We start from the raw sequence: 22,992 nt of genomic DNA on the forward strand, positions 1-22,992 counted from the left end.
GGAGCAGTCCGAGAGGCAGCATGGCAGACCTGACCAGTATTCCGCAGGGCCAAGCCGCCGCGCGGCGCGCTTCCCGGCCGTTCCCCTTGGGCGTGAGGACTTCGGTTCCCGGCGTCGATGAAGTGCCGGGAACCGTTAACGTCTCCGTCTATGCGCCGGGGCTTGCCGGCGTCGACGTCTATTTCGAGAAGGCTCCGGGGATCTGGACCTCGGAGCCCCTGGGCGAGTATGTCGCGGGCATCCACCACGGGCGCGTCACGGGCCTGTCCCATGGCGGCCGCTACGGGTTCTGGCCGCAGGGGAAGGAGGTGCCCGGGGAGCCGGGCACCTTCCAGCTGCTGCTGGATCCGTACGGGCGCGGCATTGACGAGATTCCGGTCTCCGGCGACGTGCCGCTGTACTTCTCCGTGCACGTCGACTCCGCTTTTGACTGGGGTTCCTCGCGGCAACCGCACATTCCCTGGCGCGACACCGTCATCTACGAGGCGCACGTCCGCGGACAGACCATGCTCCATCCCGGGATCCCCGAGGAGCTTCGGGGCACGTACGCGGGCTTTGGGCATCCGGTCATGGTGGACTACCTCCAGCGGCTGGGGATTACCTCCGTGGAGCTGCTGCCGGTCCACTTCCACACCGATGAGGAGCACCTGCGGAAGCTGGGACTGGGCAACTACTGGGGCTACAACACCCTGGGCTTCTTCGCGCCGCACGCCGGGTACGCCACCCGGGCCGCGCAGGCCGCCGGCGCCAAGGCCGTGCAGGACGAGTTCAAGGGCATGGTCAAGTCCCTGCACGAGGGCGGCCTCGAGGTTCTCCTGGACGTGGTGTACAACCACACGGCCGAAGGAACCCGGGACCAGCCGCCGCTGAGCTGGCGGGGGCTCGGCGACGAACGCTACTACCGCCACGACGGCGAAGGACGTTACGTCGATACCACCGGCTGCGGCAACACCCTGGACTTCAGTGAGCCGCGGGTCATTCAAATGGCCCTGGACTCGCTGCGCCACTGGGTGCAGGAGTACCAGGTGGACGGTTTCCGGTTCGATTTGGCTCCTGCGCTCTGCCGCGGCGCCGACGGCGCGTTTGACCGGCGGCACCCCTTCCTCATCGCTCTGGCGGCGGACCCCGCGCTGAACGAAATCAAGTTGATTGCCGAACCCTGGGACATTGGGCCGGACGGCTGGCAGACCGGCAACTTCCCGCCGGGCTGGGCTGACTGGAACGACCGGTTCCGGGATACCACCAGGGACTTCTGGCTGCGGGACCAGGCGGCACTGGCAGCCGGCGGCACGGGCGGCTCCGTGGCCCGGATTGCCGGATCGTTGGCCGGTTCCGCCGACCTTTTCGCCGGCTCCGGCCGCACCGCGCTGTCCTCGATTAACCTGGTTACCGCCCACGACGGGTTTACCCTCGCGGACCTCACGGCGTATGAACACAAGCACAACGAGGCCAACGGCGAAGGAAACCGGGACGGAAACAGCGAAAACCGCAGCTACAACCACGGAGCAGAGGGCCCGGCAGCCGACGAACAGATAGCTGTCCGGCGTGCCCAGACCGCACGGAACCTCATGGCCACGCTGCTGATGTCCCTGGGCGTTCCGATGATTACTGCCGGCGACGAGCTGGGACGCACCCAGCAGGGCAACAACAACGCGTACTGCCAGGACGGCCCCCTCACCTGGCTGCACTGGGACCTGGACCCGGAGGCGGAGCGGATGCTGGAGTTCACGCGCACGCTCCTGCGCCTGCGGCAGTATTTCCTGGCCTCCCAGCCGTACCGGTTCCCCGCCGACTCGCGGGGAACCTCGCTGCTCTGGTTCGACGCAGACGGGCAGCCCATGGCGCAGGACAAGTGGCAGGATCCCGGCACCCGGGTGGTCCAGCTGCTGGTCGGCTCGCCTGCCGGGGAGCTCAACGGCCTGTTTGTGCTGAACGGGTCGCTGGAAGACACGGACATCGTCCTGCCGGATGCGCAGGCGCTGCGCGGCTCGGGCGCCGTCCGCGACGAAGACCACTCGTACGAATTGCTGCTCAGCACTGCCGCCGACGCGCAGGCGCGCACCGGTGGACAGCGCCGCGGCGGCGAGAAGGACGTCCTCCCCGCCAACTCCGTCAGCCTCTACCGCGCCTAGGCGTTGGCCACCAGGCCCAGCTCGGCCTTGGAAGCCAGGCCCGGGTGCACCGGGAGGACCCGTACGGTGTAGCCGAAGGGGCCGGCGTGCTCAATGCCGATGGTGCCCGAAAAGAGGTGCCGCCCGGACCCCAGATCCTCCGCCTGGTCCAGTTCCGTGGTGCGGGGGTCGCTGAGCTGGTCGTTTTCCAGCGCCTTGCCGTAGGCCACTTCCACGCTGACGTCCTCCGGGCGCAGGGACCCCAGGGACACGTAGGCCTGCACCGTGAGCTGGTCGCCGATCTGCGGATCGTCGGTGATGCCGATCGAATCCACATGCTCCACCGAAACCCCGGACCAGCCGTCGCGGATCCGGGTGATCCAGGCGGCCAGGTCCTTGGCCGCGGCGAAGTTGTCAGCGGACGCGGCGCGCCCGGACTGCCCGGCCGGGCGGTACAACCGGTTCACATATTCGCGCAGCATGCGGTTCGCCGATACTGCGGGCCCGAGGTCGGCGAGCGTGTGCTTGACCATTTCGAGCCACTCACTCGGCAGGGCCCCGGACGGGGCGTCGGACGGGCCCGCGGCGCCGGCGGAGGCGGGGGGTTCCTTGCCGTAGAACAGGGGCGTGACGGAATTCTCCAACAGGTCATAGAGCGCCGAGGCTTCCAGATCATCGCGCTGGTCCGGGTCGTACATCTCCCGGGTGTACGCACCCTTGGTGGGATTCGCCGAGGGGATGGCCCAACCGTTGTCGCCGTCGAACATTTCGTCCCACCAGCCGTCCAGGACGGAAAGGTTCAGGCCGCCGTTGATCGCTGACTTCATGCCGGAGGTGCCGGAGGCCTCCAGCGGCCGCAGCGGATTATTCAGCCAGACGTCACAGCCCGGGAACAGGGTGCGGGCCATGGCGATGTCGTAGTTGGGTAGGAACACGATCCGGTGCCGCACCTCGGGATCGTCAGTGAACCGGACGAGGTCCTGGATCATCCGCTTCCCCTGTTCATCGGCAGGATGCGACTTGCCCGCGACCACCACTTGGATGGGATGCGTGGGATGCAGCAGCAGCGCCTTCAGCCGGACGGGATCCCGCAGCATCAGGGTCAGGCGCTTGTAGGTGGGGACGCGGCGGGCAAATCCAATGGTCAGGACGTCGGGGTCCAGGACGTTCTCGGTCCACGCCAGCTCGGGGTTAGTGGCCCCGCGCTTGCGCCATGCGGACCGCACCCGCCGCCGGACGTCGGTTATCAGGTTCGAGCGCAGGCGCCGGCGCAGATCCCACAGGTCCTGGTCGCTGATCTCGTAGGCGCGGCTCCAGTCGCGGTCGTGGACCGTTTCCACGCCGAACTTTTCCCTGGCCAGCTTGGTCAGCTCGGGATCCACCCAGGACGGCACGTGCACGCCGTTGGTGACGGACGTGATCGGAACCTCCGCGACGTCGAACCCCGGCCACAGGCCGGAGAACATGTCCCGGGAAACTTCTCCGTGAAGCTTGGCCACGCCGTTGGCCCGCTGCGCCAGGCGCAGCCCCATTACCGCCATGTTGAACTTGGCCGGGTCTCCGCCCGAGTACGTTTCGGCTCCCAGCCCCAGCACCTTGTCCGTGGGCACTGACTGCGCGAGGCCGGCGCTGAAGAAATGCCGGATCTGGGCCTGGTCAAAGCGGTCGATGCCGGCCGGAACGGGTGTGTGGGTGGTGAACACGGTGTTGGAGCGGCTGACCGTCAGGGCTTCCTCCCAGCCCATGCCGTTGTCCATGAGTTCCCGGATCCGCTCGACGCCCAGGAATCCGGCGTGGCCCTCGTTGGTGTGGAAAACTTCCGGTGCGGGGCTTCCGGACAGCCGTTCATGCACCCGCAGCGCCTTGATTCCGCCCATGCCCAGCAGCAATTCCTGCTGCAGCCGGTGATCGCCGCCGCCGCCGTACAGCCGGTCGGTGATGCCGCGGGCGGCGTCGTCATTTCCGGTCACATCCGAATCCAGCAGCAGCAGGGGAACGCGTCCGACGTCGGCCCGCCAGATCTGCGCGGAAAGCCGCCGGTTGTTGGGCAGGGGAAGGCTCACGCGGGCCGGCGTGCCGTCTTCTTCACGGAGCAGGGTCAGCGGCAGGCCGTTGGGGTCCAGGACGGGGTACGTCTCGAGCTGCCACCCGTCGCGGGACAGCGCCTGCTTGAAGTATCCGGCCTGGTAGAGCAGCCCGACGGCGACCAGCGGCACACCCAGATCCGAAGCGGCTTTCAAGTGGTCGCCGGCGAGGATGCCCAGACCGCCGGAATACTGCGGCAGCACGGCGCTGATGCCGTATTCCGGGGAGAAGTAGGCGATGGACCTGGGGGCGTCGTCACCGAGGGTCTGATACCAGCGGGGATCATCCAGATAGGTGTCAAGATCGGCGCCAAGGGCTTGGATCCGTTCCACCATGCCGGCGTCGCTCGCCATTCGCTCCAGGCTGGCGCGGCTGACGGAACCGAGGAACTTAACCGGATCCCGGCCGCTCGCCTGCCAGGCAGCGGGATCCAGGTCGGCGAAAAGCCGCGTGGTGGGCTCATGCCAAGACCACCGCAGGTTAGAGGCCAGCTTGCTCAGCGGGGCAATGCTGTCGGGGAGGACTGTCCGGACGGTAAACCTTCGAATTGCCTTCACCCGGATTACGGTAGCGCAAACCCCAGGCCAAAAGGGATGCTTGAGCGAAAGAAACAGCGAAATGACATCCAGGCCCGCAAGCTCCGCAGGGGCCGCGGAATAAACGCAATACACTGCACCACCGGCGCAAAAACACCGGAAAGTACGTTGGCTTAGCAATCTGCCCCGATTATCGCTAACGTCTAGTCTGTGACCAGTTCCAGTGCGATGCCATCCAAAGACCTGTCCGCCGAGGAACTCCGGTTCGGCCGGATTCCCATCATCAATGTGACCCCGGTGGTGGAATGCGGCCGCATCCCGGCCAAAGCCATTCCCGGAGAAGACCTCGTAGTAGGGGCCACGGTGTTCCGTGAGGGCCACGACCTTGTGGGAGTCAGCGCCGTCCTCTATGACCCCGAAGGCCGGGAAGTGCAACGGGTCCGCTTGGATCCCGTGGGAATCGGCCTGGACCGCTGGGGCGGCTTGCTGCGGCCGGAAAGCACCGGCGACTGGAGTTTCGCCGTCGAAGGCTGGGCCGATCTGTACGGCACCTGGCACCACAATGCCGAAGTGAAGATCAACGCCGGCGTGGACGTGGAACTGATGCTCGCCGAAGGCGCGGCACTTTTTGAGTCAGCTGCAGCGCAGCGCGGGTCAGGCGACGGACGCAGTGAAGGCGACGCCGCAGTGCTGGCCGCCGCCGGCGCGGCGCTCGCAGACTCCACGCTGCCCGTTGAGGAACGTTTTGCCGCTGCCGCAACCGATGCCGTGCTGGCCGCCCTGAGCCGGGAACCGCTCCGGGACCTGGTGACGAGCAGCCCGCGCTATCCCATCCGAGTGGAACGCGAGCTGGCCGGGCGCGGCGCCTGGTACGAGTTCTTTCCCCGCTCCGAAGGCGCCATCCAGGACCCCGCCACCCGCGAGTGGACCTCGGGGACGTTCCGGACGGCGGCGCGCAGCCTGGAACGGGTTGCCGGCATGGGCTTCGACGTCATCTACCTGCCTCCGGTCCATCCCATCGGCACCACCCACCGGAAGGGGCCGAACAACACCCTGGTCGCCGGGCCGCTGGATCCGGGCTCGCCCTGGGCCATCGGCTCGCCTGAAGGCGGGCACGACGCCATCCACCCTGATCTGGGCACCTTCGCCGACTTCGATGCCTTCGTGGACACCGCACGCGAGCTCAACCTCGAAGTGGCCATTGACCTGGCGCTGCAGGCCTCCCCGGACCACCCGTGGGTCAGCAGCCATCCGGAGTGGTTCACCACACGCGTGGACGGCTCGATCGCGTACGCCGAGAACCCGCCGAAGAAGTATCAGGACATCTATCCGCTGAACTTCGACAACGATTACACCGGGCTGTCGGAGGAAATACTCCGCATCGTGCTGATGTGGATCGGGCACGGAGTCAAGATCTTCCGCGTCGACAACCCGCACACCAAACCGCTGAAGTTCTGGGAGTGGTTGATCAAGTCGGTCAACGACAAGCATCCTGACGTGATTTTCCTGGCCGAGGCCTTCACCCGCCCGGCGGTCATGCACGCCCTGGGCATGGCCGGCTTCCAGCAGTCCTACACGTACTTCACCTGGCGCAACACCCGCCAGGAACTGGAGGAGTACTTCACCGAGGTCTCGTCGGAAACGGCGGCATTCTTCCGGCCGAACTTCTTCGTGAACACCCCTGACATCCTGACCGAGTTCCTGCAGTACGGCGGACCCGGCGCATTCAAGATCCGCGCCGTTCTGGCCTCCACCGCCAGCCCGCTGTGGGGAATGTACGCCGGCTATGAGCTGTACGAACACGTGGCCCGCCCCGGCGCCGAGGAGTACATCGACAATGAGAAGTTCGAGTACAAGCAGCGGGACTTCGCCGGCGCCATCGCCGAGGGTCGCAGCCTGGTTCCCTACATCACGCGGCTCAATGATATCCGCCGCTTCCACCCGGCGCTCGGGGACCTGCAGAACCTGACAGTGCATTCCAGCACCGACGAAGCCACAGTGGTCTATTCCAAACACAAACAGGTCCGCCCCGCGGACCCGTCGAGTCGGGATACCCTGATCATCGTAGTCAACACCGACCCCCACAGCGCCCGGGAATGCACGGTCTCCCTGGACCTGGCAGCCCTGCACCTGAACCCTGAAGACTTCAACGAGGACGGCACGTTCTGGGTGGATGACCTCATCAGCGGTCAAAGCTGGCGCTGGGGAGCCGAAAACTATGTCCGGCTTGACGCCCATTTCGAGCCCGCCCACATCCTGTCAATCCGGAGGAACTCCTAGTGCCCAACCCGTTTCAGCTGCACGCACCCGGTCTCACCAATGACCCGCATTGGTACCGCAAGGCGGTTTTCTACGAGGTGCTGGTCCGCGGCTTCTCGGACGCCAACGGAGACGGCTCCGGCGATTTCACCGGCCTGATCGACAAGCTTGACTACCTGCAGTGGCTGGGCGTGGACTGCCTCTGGCTGCCTCCGTTCTTCAAGTCGCCGCTGCGCGACGGCGGCTATGACATCTCCGACTACTACGACGTCCTGGACGAGTTCGGCACCATCAGCGACTTCAAGCGGCTGGTGGCAGAAGCCCACGCCCGCGGCGTCCGGGTCATCATCGACCTGCCGCTGAACCACACCTCCGACAAGCATCCCTGGTTCGAGGAGTCCCGCAATGACCCGGAAGGCCCGTACGGGGACTTCTACGTCTGGTCGGACACCGACCAGAAGTACGAAGACGCACGGATCATCTTCGTGGACACCGAAGAGTCCAACTGGGCCTTCGACCCTGTGCGGCGCCAGTTCTACTGGCACCGGTTCTTCAGCCACCAGCCGGACCTGAACTTCGAGAACCCCAAGGTCGTGGAGGCGATTTTCGACGTCGTCCGGTTCTGGCTCGACCAGGGCATCGACGGTTTCCGCGCCGATGCGATCCCGTACCTGTTTGAAGAAGACGGCACCAACTGCGAGAACCTGCCGGCCACCCACCGGTTCCTCAAGGACCTGCGCACAATGGTGGACGAGAACTACCCCGGCCGCGTGATCGTCGCCGAGGCCAACCAGATGCCGCACGAAGTCGTGGAGTACTTCGGCGACGAAACCGGAGCGGAATGCCACATGGCCTTCCACTTCCCGATCATGCCCCGCCTGTTCTACGCGCTGCGCGACCAGAAGGCCGCCCCCATTGTGCAGACGATGGAGGAAACCCCGGCGATTCCGGCAGGGGCCCAGTGGGGCACCTTCCTGCGCAACCATGACGAGCTGACGCTGGAGATGGTGACCAACGAGGAACGCCAGGCGATGCTCGGCTGGTATGCCCCGGATTCGCGCATGCGGGCCAACATCGGTATCCGCCGCCGGCTGGCTCCGCTGCTGGACAACTCGCGGTCGGAAATCGAACTCATCCACGCACTGCTGCTCTCGCTGCCGGGAAGTCCCTTCCTGTACTACGGTGACGAGCTGGGCATGGGCGACAACATCTGGCTCGAGGACCGTGATTCGTCCCGCACGCCCATGCAGTGGAACCCCGACCGCAACGCCGGATTCTCCACCGCCGACCCCGGCAAGCTGTACCTGCCGGTGGTGCAGTCGCTGGTTTACCACTACAACCACGTGAACGTTGAAGCGCAGCTGGCCAGCTCCAGCTCGCTCCTGCACTGGATCCGGCAGATGATCATGGTGCGCCGGACGCATCCCGCGTTCGGTTTGGGCTCCTACCGGAACGTTCCCACCGAAGCCGAATCGGTGCTGGCGTTCCTGCGCGAGCTGCCGGCGGACAACCCCGAGGGCGAGGTCGGGGAAGTCATGTTCTGCATCTTCAACCTGTCCCAGCACCCCGTTTCCGCCACGGTAAGCCTGCCGGAATTTGCCGGCCGGGGCCTGCGCGACGCGTTCGGCGGAACTCCGTTCCCCGCCTTCGGCGCAGACGGTTCGGTAACCCTGACCCTGGGCAGCCACGACTTCTACTGGCTGCGGCTGCGTTCGCCGAAATCCAACATGTCCTCGCCCGCAACTGAAGCGATTCCCCTGATTCCCATTTCGGAGGCAGTGAAAAAATGACCAAGCTGACGCCGTCCCTGCCTGAACTGCTGACAGCGTGGCTTCCGGAGCAGCGCTGGTTCCCTGCGAAGGGCCGGGACGTCACCCTGGACCGGGTGGGCGGCATCCGGCTGGAAGATCCCGCCGGCCTGGTGGAGCTGGAGGTTCACCTCATTGCCGTCAGCTCGGGCCAGCGCACCGACATCGTCAGTGTTCCCGTCAGTTATCACGGCGCACCGGTTCCGGAGCTGGCCGCCTCCCTGCTGGGGCGGGCGCAGCACCAGGAACTCGGGGAGCGCTGGCTGTACGACGGCGCCGCCGACCCGGTGTTCGTGACTGCATGGCTGGAGCTGATGCGCACCCAGTCGGCGACCGTCGACGGGCACACGCACGGCGTCGCGCTGGGCGGCTTTGAACAGTGGCCGCCGTTTGCGGAAACCGTTCCCGCCAAGTTGATGAAGGGCGAGCAGTCGAACACCTCGGTGGTGGTTCCCGTCGAACCCAGCCAACTGATCGTGAAGTTCTACCGCGTCCTGGCCGCGGGCGTGAGCCCGGACGTCGAGGTCAGCGCGAAACTGACGGCCGCGGGCTCCCGCGATGTGCCGGCCACCCTGGGCTGGGTCACCGGCAGCTGGCGCGATCCGCTGGCGGACGACGGCGATACCTGGGTCACCGGGCACCTGAGCGTGCTGCGGGAGTTCATTCCCAACAGTGAAGACGCCTGGCGCACCGCCTCCGCGGCTGCGCTGAATACGTCCGATTTCACCGCCGAGGCGGAAGAACTCGGAGCGGTGACCGGCCGGATTCACCGCCAGTTGGCGCAGGCCTTCGGCAGCCAGCCGCCCAGCGCCGCAGAGCGCTCCGAGTTCCTGGAGTCCCTGGGCAACCGCATCCGGTGGGCCTGGAAGGAAGCCCGGAGCTACGTGGGGGAGTACGACGAACCGTTGGAGTATCTGCTCCGGCAGATCGCCGGTCTCGAGACACTGCCCAACCTCCAGCGCATCCATGCCGATTACCATCTGGGCCAGGTCCTGAAATCCGGCAGCCACGGCTGGATGGTCCTGGATTTCGAGGGCGAGCCGCTGCGGCCGGCCGAGGAGCGCAGCGTCCCGGACGTTCCCCTGCGTGACGTGGTGGGCATGCTCCGTTCCATCGACTACGCCGCCGGTGTATCGCTCGTTGAGGGCGCCGCTGCGGACGACGGGGGCGCTGCGTCCGGGTCCCGCAAGCAGCAGCGCCGAGACCTCGAGGCCGCGCGCTGGGCTGCGACGGCCTCTGAGGCGTTCCTGCGCGGTTATGAGAAGGAAACCGGCACGCAGATCAACCGCAGCGATCCGCTGTACCTGGCCCTTTGGCTCGACAAGGCCCTCTACGAAGTTGTTTATGAAATCCGCAACCGTCCCGATTGGATCCGTGTGCCCGTTGCTGCCGTGCGGCAGATTCTCGAACAGGCACGCAAGCAGGCCTACGGGACGAGCAGGCAGGAAGAAGATTCAGTGAATAAGACCCCGCAGCCCGATCCCGAGACGAACCCCACCACGGACCCCGTCTCGCCCGCGCGCCCCGATGCTGCGGAGGGAACCACGGAACCCGTGTTGCCCGCCCAGCCGGATGGCGCCGTCGTTCCCGCTGCCGCAAGTGCGGCGCCGGCACACCGTAACCCGCTGCCCGTCCCGTCAGATGTCCTGCAGGCGGTTTCCGAAGGCCGGTATTACCAGCCGCATGCGATTCTTGGCGCCCATCTCGACGACCAGGGCCTGGTAACCATCCGTACCCTGCGCCCGCTCGCCAAGGCGGTCACTGCCGTGACACCCGCGGGGCGGATCCGGCTGGAACACGAACACAACGGCATTTGGGTGGGCACGCTTCCCGCGGAACGGCCCGGCCAGGTTCCCGACTACCGGCTCGAAGTCACGTATGAAGGACTGGAACCCCAGCTCTTCGACGACCCCTACCGATTCCTGCCTTCCTTGGGAGAAATCGACCTGCACCTCATTGGTGAGGGCCGGCACGAGAAGCTGTGGACGGTGCTCGGTGCCAACCTGCACCATTACAAGTCGATTCTCGGCAACATCGACGGCGTCAGTTTCGCGGTGTGGGCGCCAAACGCCCAGGCAGTGCGTGTCAAGGGCGATTTCAATGGCTGGGACGGGACGATTAATGCGATGCGTTCACTCGGCGGATCCGGTGTCTGGGAGATTTTCATTCCCGACGTCCGCCCCGGTGCCCGGTACAAGTACGAAATCCTTGGCAGCGACGGGATCTGGCGGGAAAAGGCCGACCCCATGGCGCAGGGCACGGAAACGCCGCCGCTGACCGGTTCACGGGTCGTTGAGTCCACTTACGTTTTCCAGGACAGCGAGTGGATGGAAGCCCGCGCAGCCCGCGACCCCCACAACGCGCCGATGAGCGTTTACGAAGTTCATTTGGGGTCCTGGCGCCTGGGCCTGGACTACCGCCAGTTGGCTGACCAGCTGACGGAGTACGTGACGTGGCAGGGATTCACCCACGTGGAGTTCATGCCCGTGGCCGAGCATCCGTTCGGCGGGTCCTGGGGCTACCAGATCACTTCCTATTTCGCTCCGACCGCTCGGTTCGGGCACCCGGACGATTTCCGCTACCTGGTGGACAAACTGCATCAGGCCGGCATCGGAGTCATCCTGGACTGGGTCCCCGGCCACTTCCCCAAGGACGAATGGGCGCTGGCGAAATTCGACGGCCAGACGCTCTACGAGCACGGCGACCCGTTCCGCGGAGAGCAGCCCGACTGGGGAACGCTGGTCTTCGACTTCGGCCGCCGCGAGGTGCGCAACTTCCTCGTGGCCAACGCGATCTACTGGCTGGAGGAGTTCCACATAGACGGGCTCCGGGTGGATGCCGTGGCGTCCATGCTCTACCTGGACTACTCGCGGCCGGAAGGCCAGTGGAGCCCCAACATTTACGGTGGGCGGGAAAACCTCGAGGCCATTTCCTTCCTCCAGGAAGTCAATGCCACCGCCTACCGCAGGGTGCCCGGCATCGTCATGATCGCCGAGGAATCCACTGCATTCCCGGGAGTGACTCAGCCCACCAGCAGCGGCGGACTCGGCTTTGGTTTGAAATGGAACATGGGCTGGATGCACGACACCTTGGAGTACATGTCCGAGGACCCCATCAACCGGATGTATCACCACGCCAAGCTCACGTTCTCCCTGGTCTACGCCTACACGGAGAACTTCCTGCTGCCGATCAGCCACGACGAGGTTGTGCACGGCAAGGGCTCCCTGCTGCGCAAGATGCCCGGCGACCGCTGGCAGCAGCTGGCCAACCTGCGCGCCTACCTGGCCTTCCAGTGGGCGCATCCGGGCAAGCAGCTGATCTTCATGGGGACCGAATTCGGCCAGGAAGCCGAATGGTCCGAGCAGTACGGCCTGGACTGGTACCTGACGGATACGCCGCAGCATAAGGGCGTGCAGCTGCTCGTGCGGCAGCTCAACGAGATTTACCGGAACACTCCGGCCCTGTTTGACCGCGACAACGAGCCGGCAGGGTTCCAGTGGATCAACGAGAACGACGGCGCCCTCAACGCGCTGTCATTCATCCGGTACGACCACCAGGGCAACCCGCTGGTGTGCATCGCGAACTTCGCCGGCACTCCGCACGAGAACTTCCGGCTCGGCCTGCCCTGGGCCGGCGAATGGGTGGAGGCGCTCAACACTGACGCCGCGGAATTTGGCGGCTCAGGGGTTGGAAACATGGGAGTGGTGACCGCCGTGGAAGGCGCCTGCAACGGGCAGCCCGCCTCCGCCACACTGACCGTTCCTCCCTTGGGCGTGCTGTATCTGAAGCCGAAGGGCGTCTAACCGAGCGCCGAACCTACGGCTGGCCACGCGCCGGTCATCAGCTCCGCAGCGGAGCGCGATCCTCGCCGGCCCCCGAACAACCTTCGGGGGCCGGCGGGGGTGTCCCCGAAATCGTGCTAGAGTTAATACCCGCGCTGATCGAGGCAACGAGAACAGCTGAGCGTCACGGAGCTTAGGCTTCACCCGGTTCGCCGGACGGACGAACAGCCGTTTTGACAGCTGCAGATCAGGGCGGTAAGATTGAAAAGTTGCTCCGGAGCGACGCAGAGCGGAAGGTCCCCTGGATCTGAGCCTGCCGGTGCCGGAAGCAGTCTGTTGTTTGAGAACTCAATAGTGTGCCAAGTTTATTGATACCAATTATTTTAATTGGTTGAACTGGTTCTTCCGCCCACCCCGTGGGTTGGGAGGACTTTTTTAGCTGGTTTCGAATTTAGTGCAGGACCGTGCAGCCAATTTTCCTTGGCTCCGGTGCTGTGTCTGTAACACATTTACGGAGAGTTTGATCCTGGCTCAGGATGAACGCTGGCGGCGTGCTTAACACATGCAAGTCGAACGATGACTTTTGTGCTTGCACAAAATGATTAGTGGCGAACGGGTGAGTAACACGTGAGTAACCTGCCCTTAACTTCGGGATAAGCCTGGGAAACCGGGTCTAATACCGGATACGACGGTCCACCGCATGGTGGTCCGTGGAAAGCTTGATGCGGTTTTGGATGGACTCGCGGCCTATCAGCTAGTTGGTTGGGGTAATGGCCCACCAAGGCGACGACGGGTAGCCGGCCTGAGAGGGTGACCGGCCACACTGGGACTGAGACACGGCCCAGACTCCTACGGGAGGCAGCAGTGGGGAATATTGCACAATGGGCGAAAGCCTGATGCAGCGACGCCGCGTGAGGGACGAAGGCCTTCGGGTTGTAAACCTCTTTCAGCAGGGAAGAAGCGAAAGTGACGGTACCTGCAGAAGAAGCGCCGGCTAACTACGTGCCAGCAGCCGCGGTAATACGTAGGGCGCAAGCGTTATCCGGAATTATTGGGCGTAAAGAGCTCGTAGGCGGTTTGTCGCGTCTGCTGTGAAAGCCCGGGGCTCAACCCCGGGTCTGCAGTGGGTACGGGCAGACTAGAGTGCAGTAGGGGAGACTGGAATTCCTGGTGTAGCGGTGAAATGCGCAGATATCAGGAGGAACACCGATGGCGAAGGCAGGTCTCTGGGCTGTAACTGACGCTGAGGAGCGAAAGCATGGGGAGCGAACAGGATTAGATACCCTGGTAGTCCATGCCGTAAACGTTGGGCACTAGGTGTGGGGGACATTCCACGTTTTCCGCGCCGTAGCTAACGCATTAAGTGCCCCGCCTGGGGAGTACGGCCGCAAGGCTAAAACTCAAAGGAATTGACGGGGGCCCGCACAAGCGGCGGAGCATGCGGATTAATTCGATGCAACGCGAAGAACCTTACCAAGGCTTGACATGAACCGGAAAAGCGTAGAAATACGCTCCCCACTTGTGGTCGGTTTACAGGTGGTGCATGGTTGTCGTCAGCTCGTGTCGTGAGATGTTGGGTTAAGTCCCGCAACGAGCGCAACCCTCGTTCTATGTTGCCAGCGCGTTATGGCGGGGACTCATAGGAGACTGCCGGGGTCAACTCGGAGGAAGGTGGGGACGACGTCAAATCATCATGCCCCTTATGTCTTGGGCTTCACGCATGCTACAATGGCCGGTACAAAGGGTTGCGATACTGTGAGGTGGAGCTAATCCCAAAAAGCCGGTCTCAGTTCGGATTGAGGTCTGCAACTCGACCTCATGAAGTTGGAGTCGCTAGTAATCGCAGATCAGCAACGCTGCGGTGAATACGTTCCCGGGCCTTGTACACACCGCCCGTCAAGTCACGAAAGTTGGTAACACCCGAAGCCGGTGGCCTAACCCCTTGTGGGAGGGAGCCGTCGAAGGTGGGACCGGCGATTGGGACTAAGTCGTAACAAGGTAGCCGTACCGGAAGGTGCGGCTGGATCACCTCCTTTCTAAGGAGCACCTCAGAGTTTTCCGTGTCCTTCCACAGTGTTGGAGGCGGGCTTTGCAGGAGATGCCCATCTCGGAGACATTCGTTCTCCGGTGGGTGCTCAAGGGTGGAATATCAATAAGCAGGTGCCCGGCGTTGAGCCTGGCAGTCTAGTACGCCGTGCGTGCCCCACTTGTGGGGCGTTGTATTGGTTGGAAACCGCTGCCGGTCTTCAAGTACCGGGTTTTTCCGTTTGGCACACTGTTGGGTCCTGAGACAACAGGACCGAAGAATTTCAAGCCTTCTTGAAGGGTTGGAAGGGACACGGTTTCGTGTTGTTTCTGATTGTTCCTGCGCAGGTCCAAGACCATCCACGGTGAATACGTGGTGGTGGCGGGGTGTGACGGGGTTGTTGTTTGAGAACTACATAGTGGACGCGAGCATCTTAAAATTATTAAGTGCAATTTCAGATAAACCTGGTGCTCCGGGTCATGCCCTTGCGGTGTGGTCCGGTGTTGTCATGGTTTTCTCGATAGCAGGAAATATTTATTGATCTTTGTGGTCAAGTTTTTAAGGGCACACGGTGGATGCCTTGGCATCAGGAGCCGAAGAAGGACGTAGGAATCTGCGATAAGCCTGGGGGAGTTGATAACCGAGCGTTGATCCCAGGATGTCCGAATGGGGAAACCCCGCCCGGCGCGCGAGTGACCGGGTGACCCGCATCTGAACACATAGGGTGCGTGGAGGGAACGTGGGGAAGTGAAACATCTCAGTACCCACAGGAAGAGAAAACAACAGTGATTCCGTTAGTAGTGGCGAGCGAACGCGGAAGAGGCTAAACCAGTGGTGTGTGATAGCCGGCGGGCGTTGCATCACTGGGGTTGCGGGACTTTCCGTACCGATTCTGCCGGATCGGTGAAGTGAGTGCAGATGCATAGGTGAACTGGTTTGAAAGCCAGGCCGTAGAGGGTGTTAGCCCCGTAACCGGAATGTATGCTGCCGCTTGGAGAGGATCCCAAGTAGCACGGGGCCCGAGAAATCCCGTGCGAATCTGCCAGGACCACCTGGTAAGCCTAAATACTCCCTGATGACCGATAGCGGACAAGTACCGTGAGGGAAAGGTGAAAAGTACCCCGGGAGGGGAGTGAAACAGTACCTGAAACCGTGTGCCTACAATCCGTTGGAGCAGGGCGATGCCACTTGTGGTGTCGTGCTTGTGACAGCGTGCCTTTTGAAGAATGAGCCTGCGAGTTAGTGTTACGTCGCGAGGTTAACCCGTGAGGGGAAGCCGTAGCGAAAGCGAGTCTGAACAGGGCGATGCAGTGGCGTGATCTAGACCCGAAGCGGAGTGATCTACCCATGGCCAGGTTGAAGCGCGTGTAAGAGCGCGTGGAGGACCGAACCCACTTCAGTTGAAAATGGAGGGGATGAGCTGTGGGTAGGGGTGAAAGGCCAATCAAACTCCGTGATAGCTGGTTCTCCCCGAAATGCATTTAGGTGCAGCGTTGCGTGTTTCTTACCGGAGGTAGAGCTACTGGATGGCTAATGGGCCCTACAAGGTTACTGACGTCAGCCAAACTCCGAATGCCGGTAAGTGAGAGCGCAGCAGTGAGACTGTGGGGGATAAGCTTCATAGTCGAGAGGGAAACAGCCCAGACCACCAACTAAGGCCCCTAAGCGTGTGCTAAGTGGGAAAGGATGTGGAGTTGCGAAGACAACCAGGAGGTTGGCTTAGAAGCAGCCATCCTTGAAAGAGTGCGTAATAGCTCACTGGTCAAGTGATTCCGCGCCGACAATGTAGCGGGGCTCAAGTACACCGCCGAAGTTGTGGCATTCAAATATTAGCCAAGCGGATGGTTTATCCATTTTCGTTCAAGCGTTTGGATGGGTAGGGGAGCGTCGTGTGGGCAGTGAAGTCGCGGTGTAAACCAGCGGTGGAGCCTACACGAGTGAGAATGCAGGCATGAGTAGCGAAAGACGGGTGAGAAACCCGTCCGCCGAATGATCAAGGGTTCCAGGGTCAAGCTAATCTGCCCTGGGTAAGTCGGGACCTAAGGCGAGGCCGACAGGCGTAGTCGATGGACAACGGGTTGATATTCCCGTACCGGCGAAAAACCGCCAATACCAAGCGGGGGACACTAACCGCCCAATACCTGACCGGCCGCCCTTGTGGCGACCCGGTTTTTGGTGGAGCGCGGGACCTGATCCTGGGAGGTAAGCGTATTAACAGGTGTGACGCAGGAAGGTAGCCGGGCCGGGCGATGGTTGTCCTGGTCTAAGGATGTAGGGTCAGCGATAGGTAAATCCGTTGCTGTGTCTTTGATGACGATACCTGAGATCTGATGGGACCCACTTTGGTGGGAATCCGGTGATCCTATGCTGCCTAGAAAAGCATCGGCGCGAGGTTTTAGCCGCCCGTACCCCAAACCGACACAGGTGATCAGGTAGAGAATACTAAGGCGATCGAGAGAATTATGGTTAAGGAACTCGGCAAAATGCCCCCGTAACTTCGGGAGAAGGGGGGCCCCAACCTTGATGGACACTTGCTGTCCGGAGGGGATCGGGGCCGCAGAGACCAGGGGGAAGCGACTGTTTACTAAAAACACAGGTCCGTGCGAAGTCGCAAGACGATGTATACGGACTGACTCCTGCCCGGTGCTGGAAGGTTAAGAGGACCGGTTAGCCCTTACGGGCGAAGCTGGGAATTTAAGCCCCAGTAAACGGCGGTGGTAACTATAACCATCCTAAGGTAGCGAAATTCCTTGTCGGGTAAGTTCCGACCTGCACGAATGGAGTAACGACTTCCCCGCTGTCTCAACCATAAACTCGGCGAAATTGCAGTACGAGTAAAGATGCTCGTTACGCGCAGCAGGACGGAAAGACCCCGAGACCTTTACTATAGTTTGGTATTGATATTCGGTGTGGCTTGTGTAGGATAGGTGGGAGACTGTGAGACCCGGACGCCAGTTCGGGTGGAGTCATCGTTGAAATACCACTCTGGTCATACTGGATATCTAACTTCGGCCCGTAATCCGGGTCAGGGACAGTGCCTGATGGGTAGTTTAACTGGGGCGGTTGCCTCCTAAAGAGTAACGGAGGCGCCCAAAGGTTCCCTCAGCCTGGTTGGCAATCAGGTGGCGAGTGTAAGTGCACAAGGGAGCTTGACTGTGAGAGAGACATCTCAAGCAGGGACGAAAGTCGGGACTAGTGATCCGGCGGTACATTGTGGAATGGCCGTCGCTCAACGGATAAAAGGTACCTCGGGGATAACAGGCTGATCTTGCCCAAGAGTCCATATCGACGGCATGGTTTGGCACCTCGATGTCGGCTCGTCGCATCCTGGGGCTGGAGTAGGTCCCAAGGGTTGGGCTGTTCGCCCATTAAAGCGGTACGCGAGCTGGGTTTAGAACGTCGTGAGACAGTTCGGTCCCTATCCGCTGCGCGCGCAGGAAATTTGAGAAGGGCTGTCCTTAGTACGAGAGGACCGGGACGGACGAACCTCTGGTGTGTCAGTTGTACTGCCAAGTGCACCGCTGATTAGCTACGTTCGGATGGGATAACCGCTGAAAGCATCTAAGCGGGAAGCCCGCTTCGAGATGAGATTTCCATACACCTTGTGTGTGAGAGGCCCCCAGCCAGACCACTGGGTTGATAGGCCGGATGTGGAAGCGGGGACTAAAGACCCGTGAAGCTGACCGGTACTAATAGGCCGATAACTTACACCACACCACAATCTGGGAGAACACGACTTCAAACGGTTCTCCAAAGTATAAAGGGTTGTGTTGATCATGCTGCTTGCGTCCACTATGTGGTTCCCGGATAACAAACCCGTGAGGTTTGTCACCCGTGGAACCGGCACCGCCGTACCCCTTTCAGGGTGTGGTGTGCCGTATAATTACAGTTATAACTTCGCTATTGCAACACGTCGTTTTTGATGGTGTGTTGTGTTGTGACCATTGATTTCCCCTCACCCAGGTTTGTTTATGGGTGGTGCGGGTGGAAGGGTTACGGCGGTCATAGCGTGGGGGAAACGCCCGGTCCCATTCCGAACCCGGAAGCTAAGACCCACAGCGCCGATGGTACTGCATCCGGGAGGATGTGGGAGAGTAGGTCACCGCCGGACAATATTTACGGTTGAAAGACACCGGTTGTTCAGAGAGTAAGGCCCCGCCATTGGCGGGGCCTTACTTGTTTAACCAGGGAATGTCTATAGGTAATTTGGTCCCTCCCCGGCTTTCTACGGATATTGCGGTTCCGCCTACCCCCGGCTTCGGATTCCACATACTGTGCCTAGCACACAGGCCGAACTGGTTTCGGCATGGTCACTCGCGAATCATCCCCAGGGATAGAAGCAGGAAGACCCCTATGAGCCATTATTCCTTTCCATCCGGCCTGCGGCGTCGGCCGGGGCACGGGCACCGGCTACGCAGGTCACTCTTAGGTACGGCCGCCGCTGCGGCGCTGCTGCTGGCACCGTTCGCGGCACCCGCGAATGCCCGGGTTACGGATCCGGACCCCACTGAGCCGGCACCGGTGGCCAGCGCAAACGCGGATGTCGTTTTTACCAGTCGAGGCGAAGGTCAAAGTATTCAGGGTTTCCTGGCCGACGAGCCCACCCCGCCGGATCTCACGCTGCCTTATCCCGAAGGCAACCCCGTGGGAGTCCCTGCTGCCGGCGGATACACCGGCGTCCTTAACACTCTGGACGCCGATGGCCGGCTCGGCCGGATGTATTGCATCGACGTCACGATAGGTACCACCCTCGGCGTCGGCTACGTTAACGCGCCCTGGGAGGAAGCCGACATAGCCAACCTTGGCTACGTAAATTACATCCTGAACAACTACTATCCTGCGAATCCCGCAGCCCCAGCGGGCTTGTCGGTAAACCAGCAGGCTGCGGCGGTGCAGGCCGCGATCTGGTACATAACCGACGGATACCTGGTCAATACTACGGAGACGGTCATCAGGCCCGCGGTCGCGGCGATCGTCGAAGACGCCCGGACCAACGGGCCTCTGCCGGAACCGCCCCCTCCGAACGTCACCGTGACTCCCCCGGCTGCCGCGGCTCCGTTGGGAAGCGTCGGCGGCCCGTTCACGGTGGCAGCGGAGGGAAGTGCGGCGATTACGGTTTCCGTGCCGACCGGATACACCATGTACTCCGATGCTGCGGGGACCGTCCCTATCCCGAACGGAAGCACAGTCCCTACGGGGACCCAGGTCTGGGTGGGTGGCCCGCCGGCATCCACCGACCCGGGAGTCCTCAGGGCACGCGCTGCCGTCAACGTCCAGACCGGCAACGTCTACCTCTACGACCAGGCTGATCCACTGTTGGAAAAGCAGCCCATCATCCTCGCCGAGACCACGGTGTTGAATGCCGCCGCCGAGGCGACGGCGGAGTTCTTTGTACCGGGAGACCTCGTGGTAAACAAAACGTTTGCAGGAGAAGCGATAGGCAGCCAAGGTGCAATCGCGCTTGCTGTCGACTGTGGTGCAGCGGGGCTGTTTAGCTTTGAGATCCCCGCGGGAACCACAGCTCCCGTCAGTGAAACGATCGTTGATCTTCCGGTGGGTACGGTGTGCTCCGTTACCGAACCGGTCACGGGATCCACTACCGAAGTGACGGTGACGCCGACCGTCTCGGACGCGGTGACGATCACCGAGGGGGAGAATGTCCTCACCGTCGCCAATACGGTGGAATTCAATCCGGGGAGCCTTGTGGTCACCAAGACGATCAGCGGCTCGGGCGCCGGCCTGCAGGACGACGTCGTGCTTCATGTCCAGTGCGGTGACGGGCTGATTGACGAGACGTTCGTGATCCCCGAGGAGACCACTGCGGATACCTATACCCAGCGGTACGAAGGTATTCCGGCGGGAGTGCTGTGCCGGGTCTCGGAACCAGCGTCCGGAGCCAACGAGGACGTCACGGTGGAAACCTCAGGCACTGGTGAAGTGGGCATCCTGCCCGGGCAGTCTCAAACCGTCGAGGTGGTCAACGTGTATGCACCTGTGCCAGTTACCGAGCAACAGCCGGTTGCCGAGCAGCAGCGGCCCACTGAGCAACTGCCGAAGACCGGTGCCGACGCAGCCACGTACGGCGTCGCTATTGCCGGTGGTGGGGCACTGCTTGCCGGATCATTGTTGGTCCTGGGATCAACGCGTCGGCGCCACAACAGCTAGGGTTTGATCAGCGGCGCTTTAGTACCGGAGCCGGGCCCCTCAAAGGGTCCGGCTCCGGCGCTGCCGGGGCGATTTGCGGGCCCGGCGAAACCTGTGTAGAGTCTTCTAAGTCGCCGCGGCCGGGAGTTGGAAAACTTCACGAGCATGGCGGCCACACCACACCAAAAACATCCTGGTGATCCATCCTGCGCTGAGAAGCCCGGGAGCGGAAAGCCGGGGATTTGGCGTGGGTTTCTCCGGACAAAATGAAGCAGTCTTCGGAATATCCCGAATTGCTAAAACAGTCCGGATGAAATAGAATAAAGAAACACTGCAGCGAAGAGAAAAGAAAGACATTCAATTGTTTTTCCGAGTATTTCGGATGCATCTGTTGTTTGAGAACTCAATAGTGTGCCAAGTTTATTGATACCAATTATTTTAATTGGTTGAACTGGTTCTTCCGCCCACCCCGTGGGTTGGGAGGACTTTTTTAGCTGGTTTCGAATTTAGTGCAGGACCGTGCAGCCAATTTTCCTTGGCTCCGGTGCTGTGTCTGTAACACATTTACGGAGAGTTTGATCCTGGCTCAGGATGAACGCTGGCGGCGTGCTTAACACATGCAAGTCGAACGATGACTTTTGTGCTTGCACAAAATGATTAGTGGCGAACGGGTGAGTAACACGTGAGTAACCTGCCCTTAACTTCGGGATAAGCCTGGGAAACCGGGTCTAATACCGGATACGACGGTCCACCGCATGGTGGTCCGTGGAAAGCTTGATGCGGTTTTGGATGGACTCGCGGCCTATCAGCTAGTTGGTTGGGGTAATGGCCCACCAAGGCGACGACGGGTAGCCGGCCTGAGAGGGTGACCGGCCACACTGGGACTGAGACACGGCCCAGACTCCTACGGGAGGCAGCAGTGGGGAATATTGCACAATGGGCGAAAGCCTGATGCAGCGACGCCGCGTGAGGGACGAAGGCCTTCGGGTTGTAAACCTCTTTCAGCAGGGAAGAAGCGAAAGTGACGGTACCTGCAGAAGAAGCGCCGGCTAACTACGTGCCAGCAGCCGCGGTAATACGTAGGGCGCAAGCGTTATCCGGAATTATTGGGCGTAAAGAGCTCGTAGGCGGTTTGTCGCGTCTGCTGTGAAAGCCCGGGGCTCAACCCCGGGTCTGCAGTGGGTACGGGCAGACTAGAGTGCAGTAGGGGAGACTGGAATTCCTGGTGTAGCGGTGAAATGCGCAGATATCAGGAGGAACACCGATGGCGAAGGCAGGTCTCTGGGCTGTAACTGACGCTGAGGAGCGAAAGCATGGGGAGCGAACAGGATTAGATACCCTGGTAGTCCATGCCGTAAACGTTGGGCACTAGGTGTGGGGGACATTCCACGTTTTCCGCGCCGTAGCTAACGCATTAAGTGCCCCGCCTGGGGAGTACGGCCGCAAGGCTAAAACTCAAAGGAATTGACGGGGGCCCGCACAAGCGGCGGAGCATGCGGATTAATTCGATGCAACGCGAAGAACCTTACCAAGGCTTGACATGAACCGGAAAAGCGTAGAAATACGCTCCCCACTTGTGGTCGGTTTACAGGTGGTGCATGGTTGTCGTCAGCTCGTGTCGTGAGATGTTGGGTTAAGTCCCGCAACGAGCGCAACCCTCGTTCTATGTTGCCAGCGCGTTATGGCGGGGACTCATAGGAGACTGCCGGGGTCAACTCGGAGGAAGGTGGGGACGACGTCAAATCATCATGCCCCTTATGTCTTGGGCTTCACGCATGCTACAATGGCCGGTACAAAGGGTTGCGATACTGTGAGGTGGAGCTAATCCCAAAAAGCCGGTCTCAGTTCGGATTGAGGTCTGCAACTCGACCTCATGAAGTTGGAGTCGCTAGTAATCGCAGATCAGCAACGCTGCGGTGAATACGTTCCCGGGCCTTGTACACACCGCCCGTCAAGTCACGAAAGTTGGTAACACCCGAAGCCGGTGGCCTAACCCCTTGTGGGAGGGAGCCGTCGAAGGTGGGACCGGCGATTGGGACTAAGTCGTAACAAGGTAGCCGTACCGGAAGGTGCGGCTGGATCACCTCCTTTCTAAGGAGCACCTCAGAGTTTTCCGTGTCCTTCCACAGTGTTGGAGGCGGGCTTTGCAGGAGATGCCCATCTCGGAGACATTCGTTCTCCGGTGGGTGCTCAAGGGTGGAATATCAATAAGCAGGTGCCCGGCGTTGAGCCTGGCAGTCT

At 61.8% G+C, this 22,992-nt stretch carries 6 protein-coding genes and 4 rRNA genes; 9 read left to right on the forward strand and 1 reads right to left on the reverse strand.

Features of this window, described 5'->3' with window-relative positions:
• Window positions 1-20 precede the first annotated feature (20 nt).
• Window positions 21-2,132, forward strand: a complete 2,112-nt coding sequence (gene glgX, locus QNO08_RS01885) for a glycogen debranching protein GlgX (protein WP_229968056.1) — start codon at window positions 21-23, stop codon at window positions 2,130-2,132.
• On the opposite strand, the gene glgP is transcribed toward glgX, so the two are convergent.
• Complete coding sequence (glgP, locus tag QNO08_RS01890; protein ID WP_229968058.1) at window positions 2,129-4,753, reverse strand: alpha-glucan family phosphorylase; 2,625 nt, start codon at window positions 4,751-4,753, stop codon at window positions 2,129-2,131. The genes glgX and glgP overlap by 4 nt on opposite strands.
• 207 nt (window positions 4,754-4,960) lie before the next feature.
• Between glgP and QNO08_RS01895 the strand changes: the two genes are divergently transcribed.
• From QNO08_RS01895 to QNO08_RS01930, 8 genes are all read left to right on the forward strand, one after another.
• A complete protein-coding gene (locus tag QNO08_RS01895; protein ID WP_229968068.1) occupies window positions 4,961-7,012 on the forward strand; it encodes an alpha-1,4-glucan--maltose-1-phosphate maltosyltransferase in 2,052 nt (683 codons plus the stop codon).
• The gene (gene treS / locus QNO08_RS01900) at window positions 7,012-8,781 is read left to right on the forward strand and encodes a maltose alpha-D-glucosyltransferase (protein ID WP_229968060.1); all 1,770 of its coding nucleotides are present in this window, start codon (window positions 7,012-7,014) and stop codon (window positions 8,779-8,781) included. The genes QNO08_RS01895 and treS overlap by 1 nt, the downstream gene beginning before the upstream one ends.
• Window positions 8,778-12,602: a 1,4-alpha-glucan branching protein GlgB gene (glgB, locus tag QNO08_RS01905; RefSeq protein WP_229968062.1), complete on the forward strand. Its 3,825-nt coding sequence runs from the start codon at window positions 8,778-8,780 to the stop codon at window positions 12,600-12,602. The genes treS and glgB overlap by 4 nt, the downstream gene beginning before the upstream one ends.
• A 487-nt stretch (window positions 12,603-13,089) precedes the next feature.
• Window positions 13,090-14,617 (forward strand): 16S ribosomal RNA (locus QNO08_RS01910).
• Window positions 14,618-15,155: 538 nt separating this feature from the next.
• Window positions 15,156-18,321 (forward strand): 23S ribosomal RNA (locus tag QNO08_RS01915).
• Between the two features lie 280 nt (window positions 18,322-18,601).
• Window positions 18,602-18,718: ribosomal RNA gene (gene rrf / locus QNO08_RS01920) — 5S ribosomal RNA — on the forward strand.
• Together the 16S, 23S and 5S rRNA genes form the textbook arrangement of a ribosomal RNA operon.
• A 242-nt stretch (window positions 18,719-18,960) precedes the next feature.
• Window positions 18,961-20,772: a DUF5979 domain-containing protein gene (locus tag QNO08_RS01925; protein ID WP_229968481.1), complete on the forward strand. Its 1,812-nt coding sequence runs from the start codon at window positions 18,961-18,963 to the stop codon at window positions 20,770-20,772.
• A 542-nt stretch (window positions 20,773-21,314) separates the two neighbouring features.
• Window positions 21,315-22,842 (forward strand): 16S ribosomal RNA (locus QNO08_RS01930).
• The last annotated feature ends 150 nt before the right edge of the window (window positions 22,843-22,992 follow it).

Origin of the sequence: Arthrobacter sp. zg-Y820 (genome assembly GCF_030142155.1) — a bacterium.
Lineage (GTDB): Bacteria > Actinomycetota > Actinomycetes > Actinomycetales > Micrococcaceae > Arthrobacter_B.

What these genes read in the sequence shown, in the direction of transcription:
- glgX (WP_229968056.1), top strand. Translation starts at nt 21, where the DNA reads ATGGCAGACCTGACCAGTATTCCGCAGGGCCAAGCCGCCGCGCGGCGC.
- QNO08_RS01895 (WP_229968068.1), top strand. Translation starts at nt 4,961, where the DNA reads ATGCCATCCAAAGACCTGTCCGCCGAGGAACTCCGGTTCGGCCGGATT.
- glgB (WP_229968062.1), top strand. Translation starts at nt 8,778, where the DNA reads ATGACCAAGCTGACGCCGTCCCTGCCTGAACTGCTGACAGCGTGGCTT.
- QNO08_RS01925 (WP_229968481.1), top strand. Translation starts at nt 18,961, where the DNA reads ATGAGCCATTATTCCTTTCCATCCGGCCTGCGGCGTCGGCCGGGGCAC.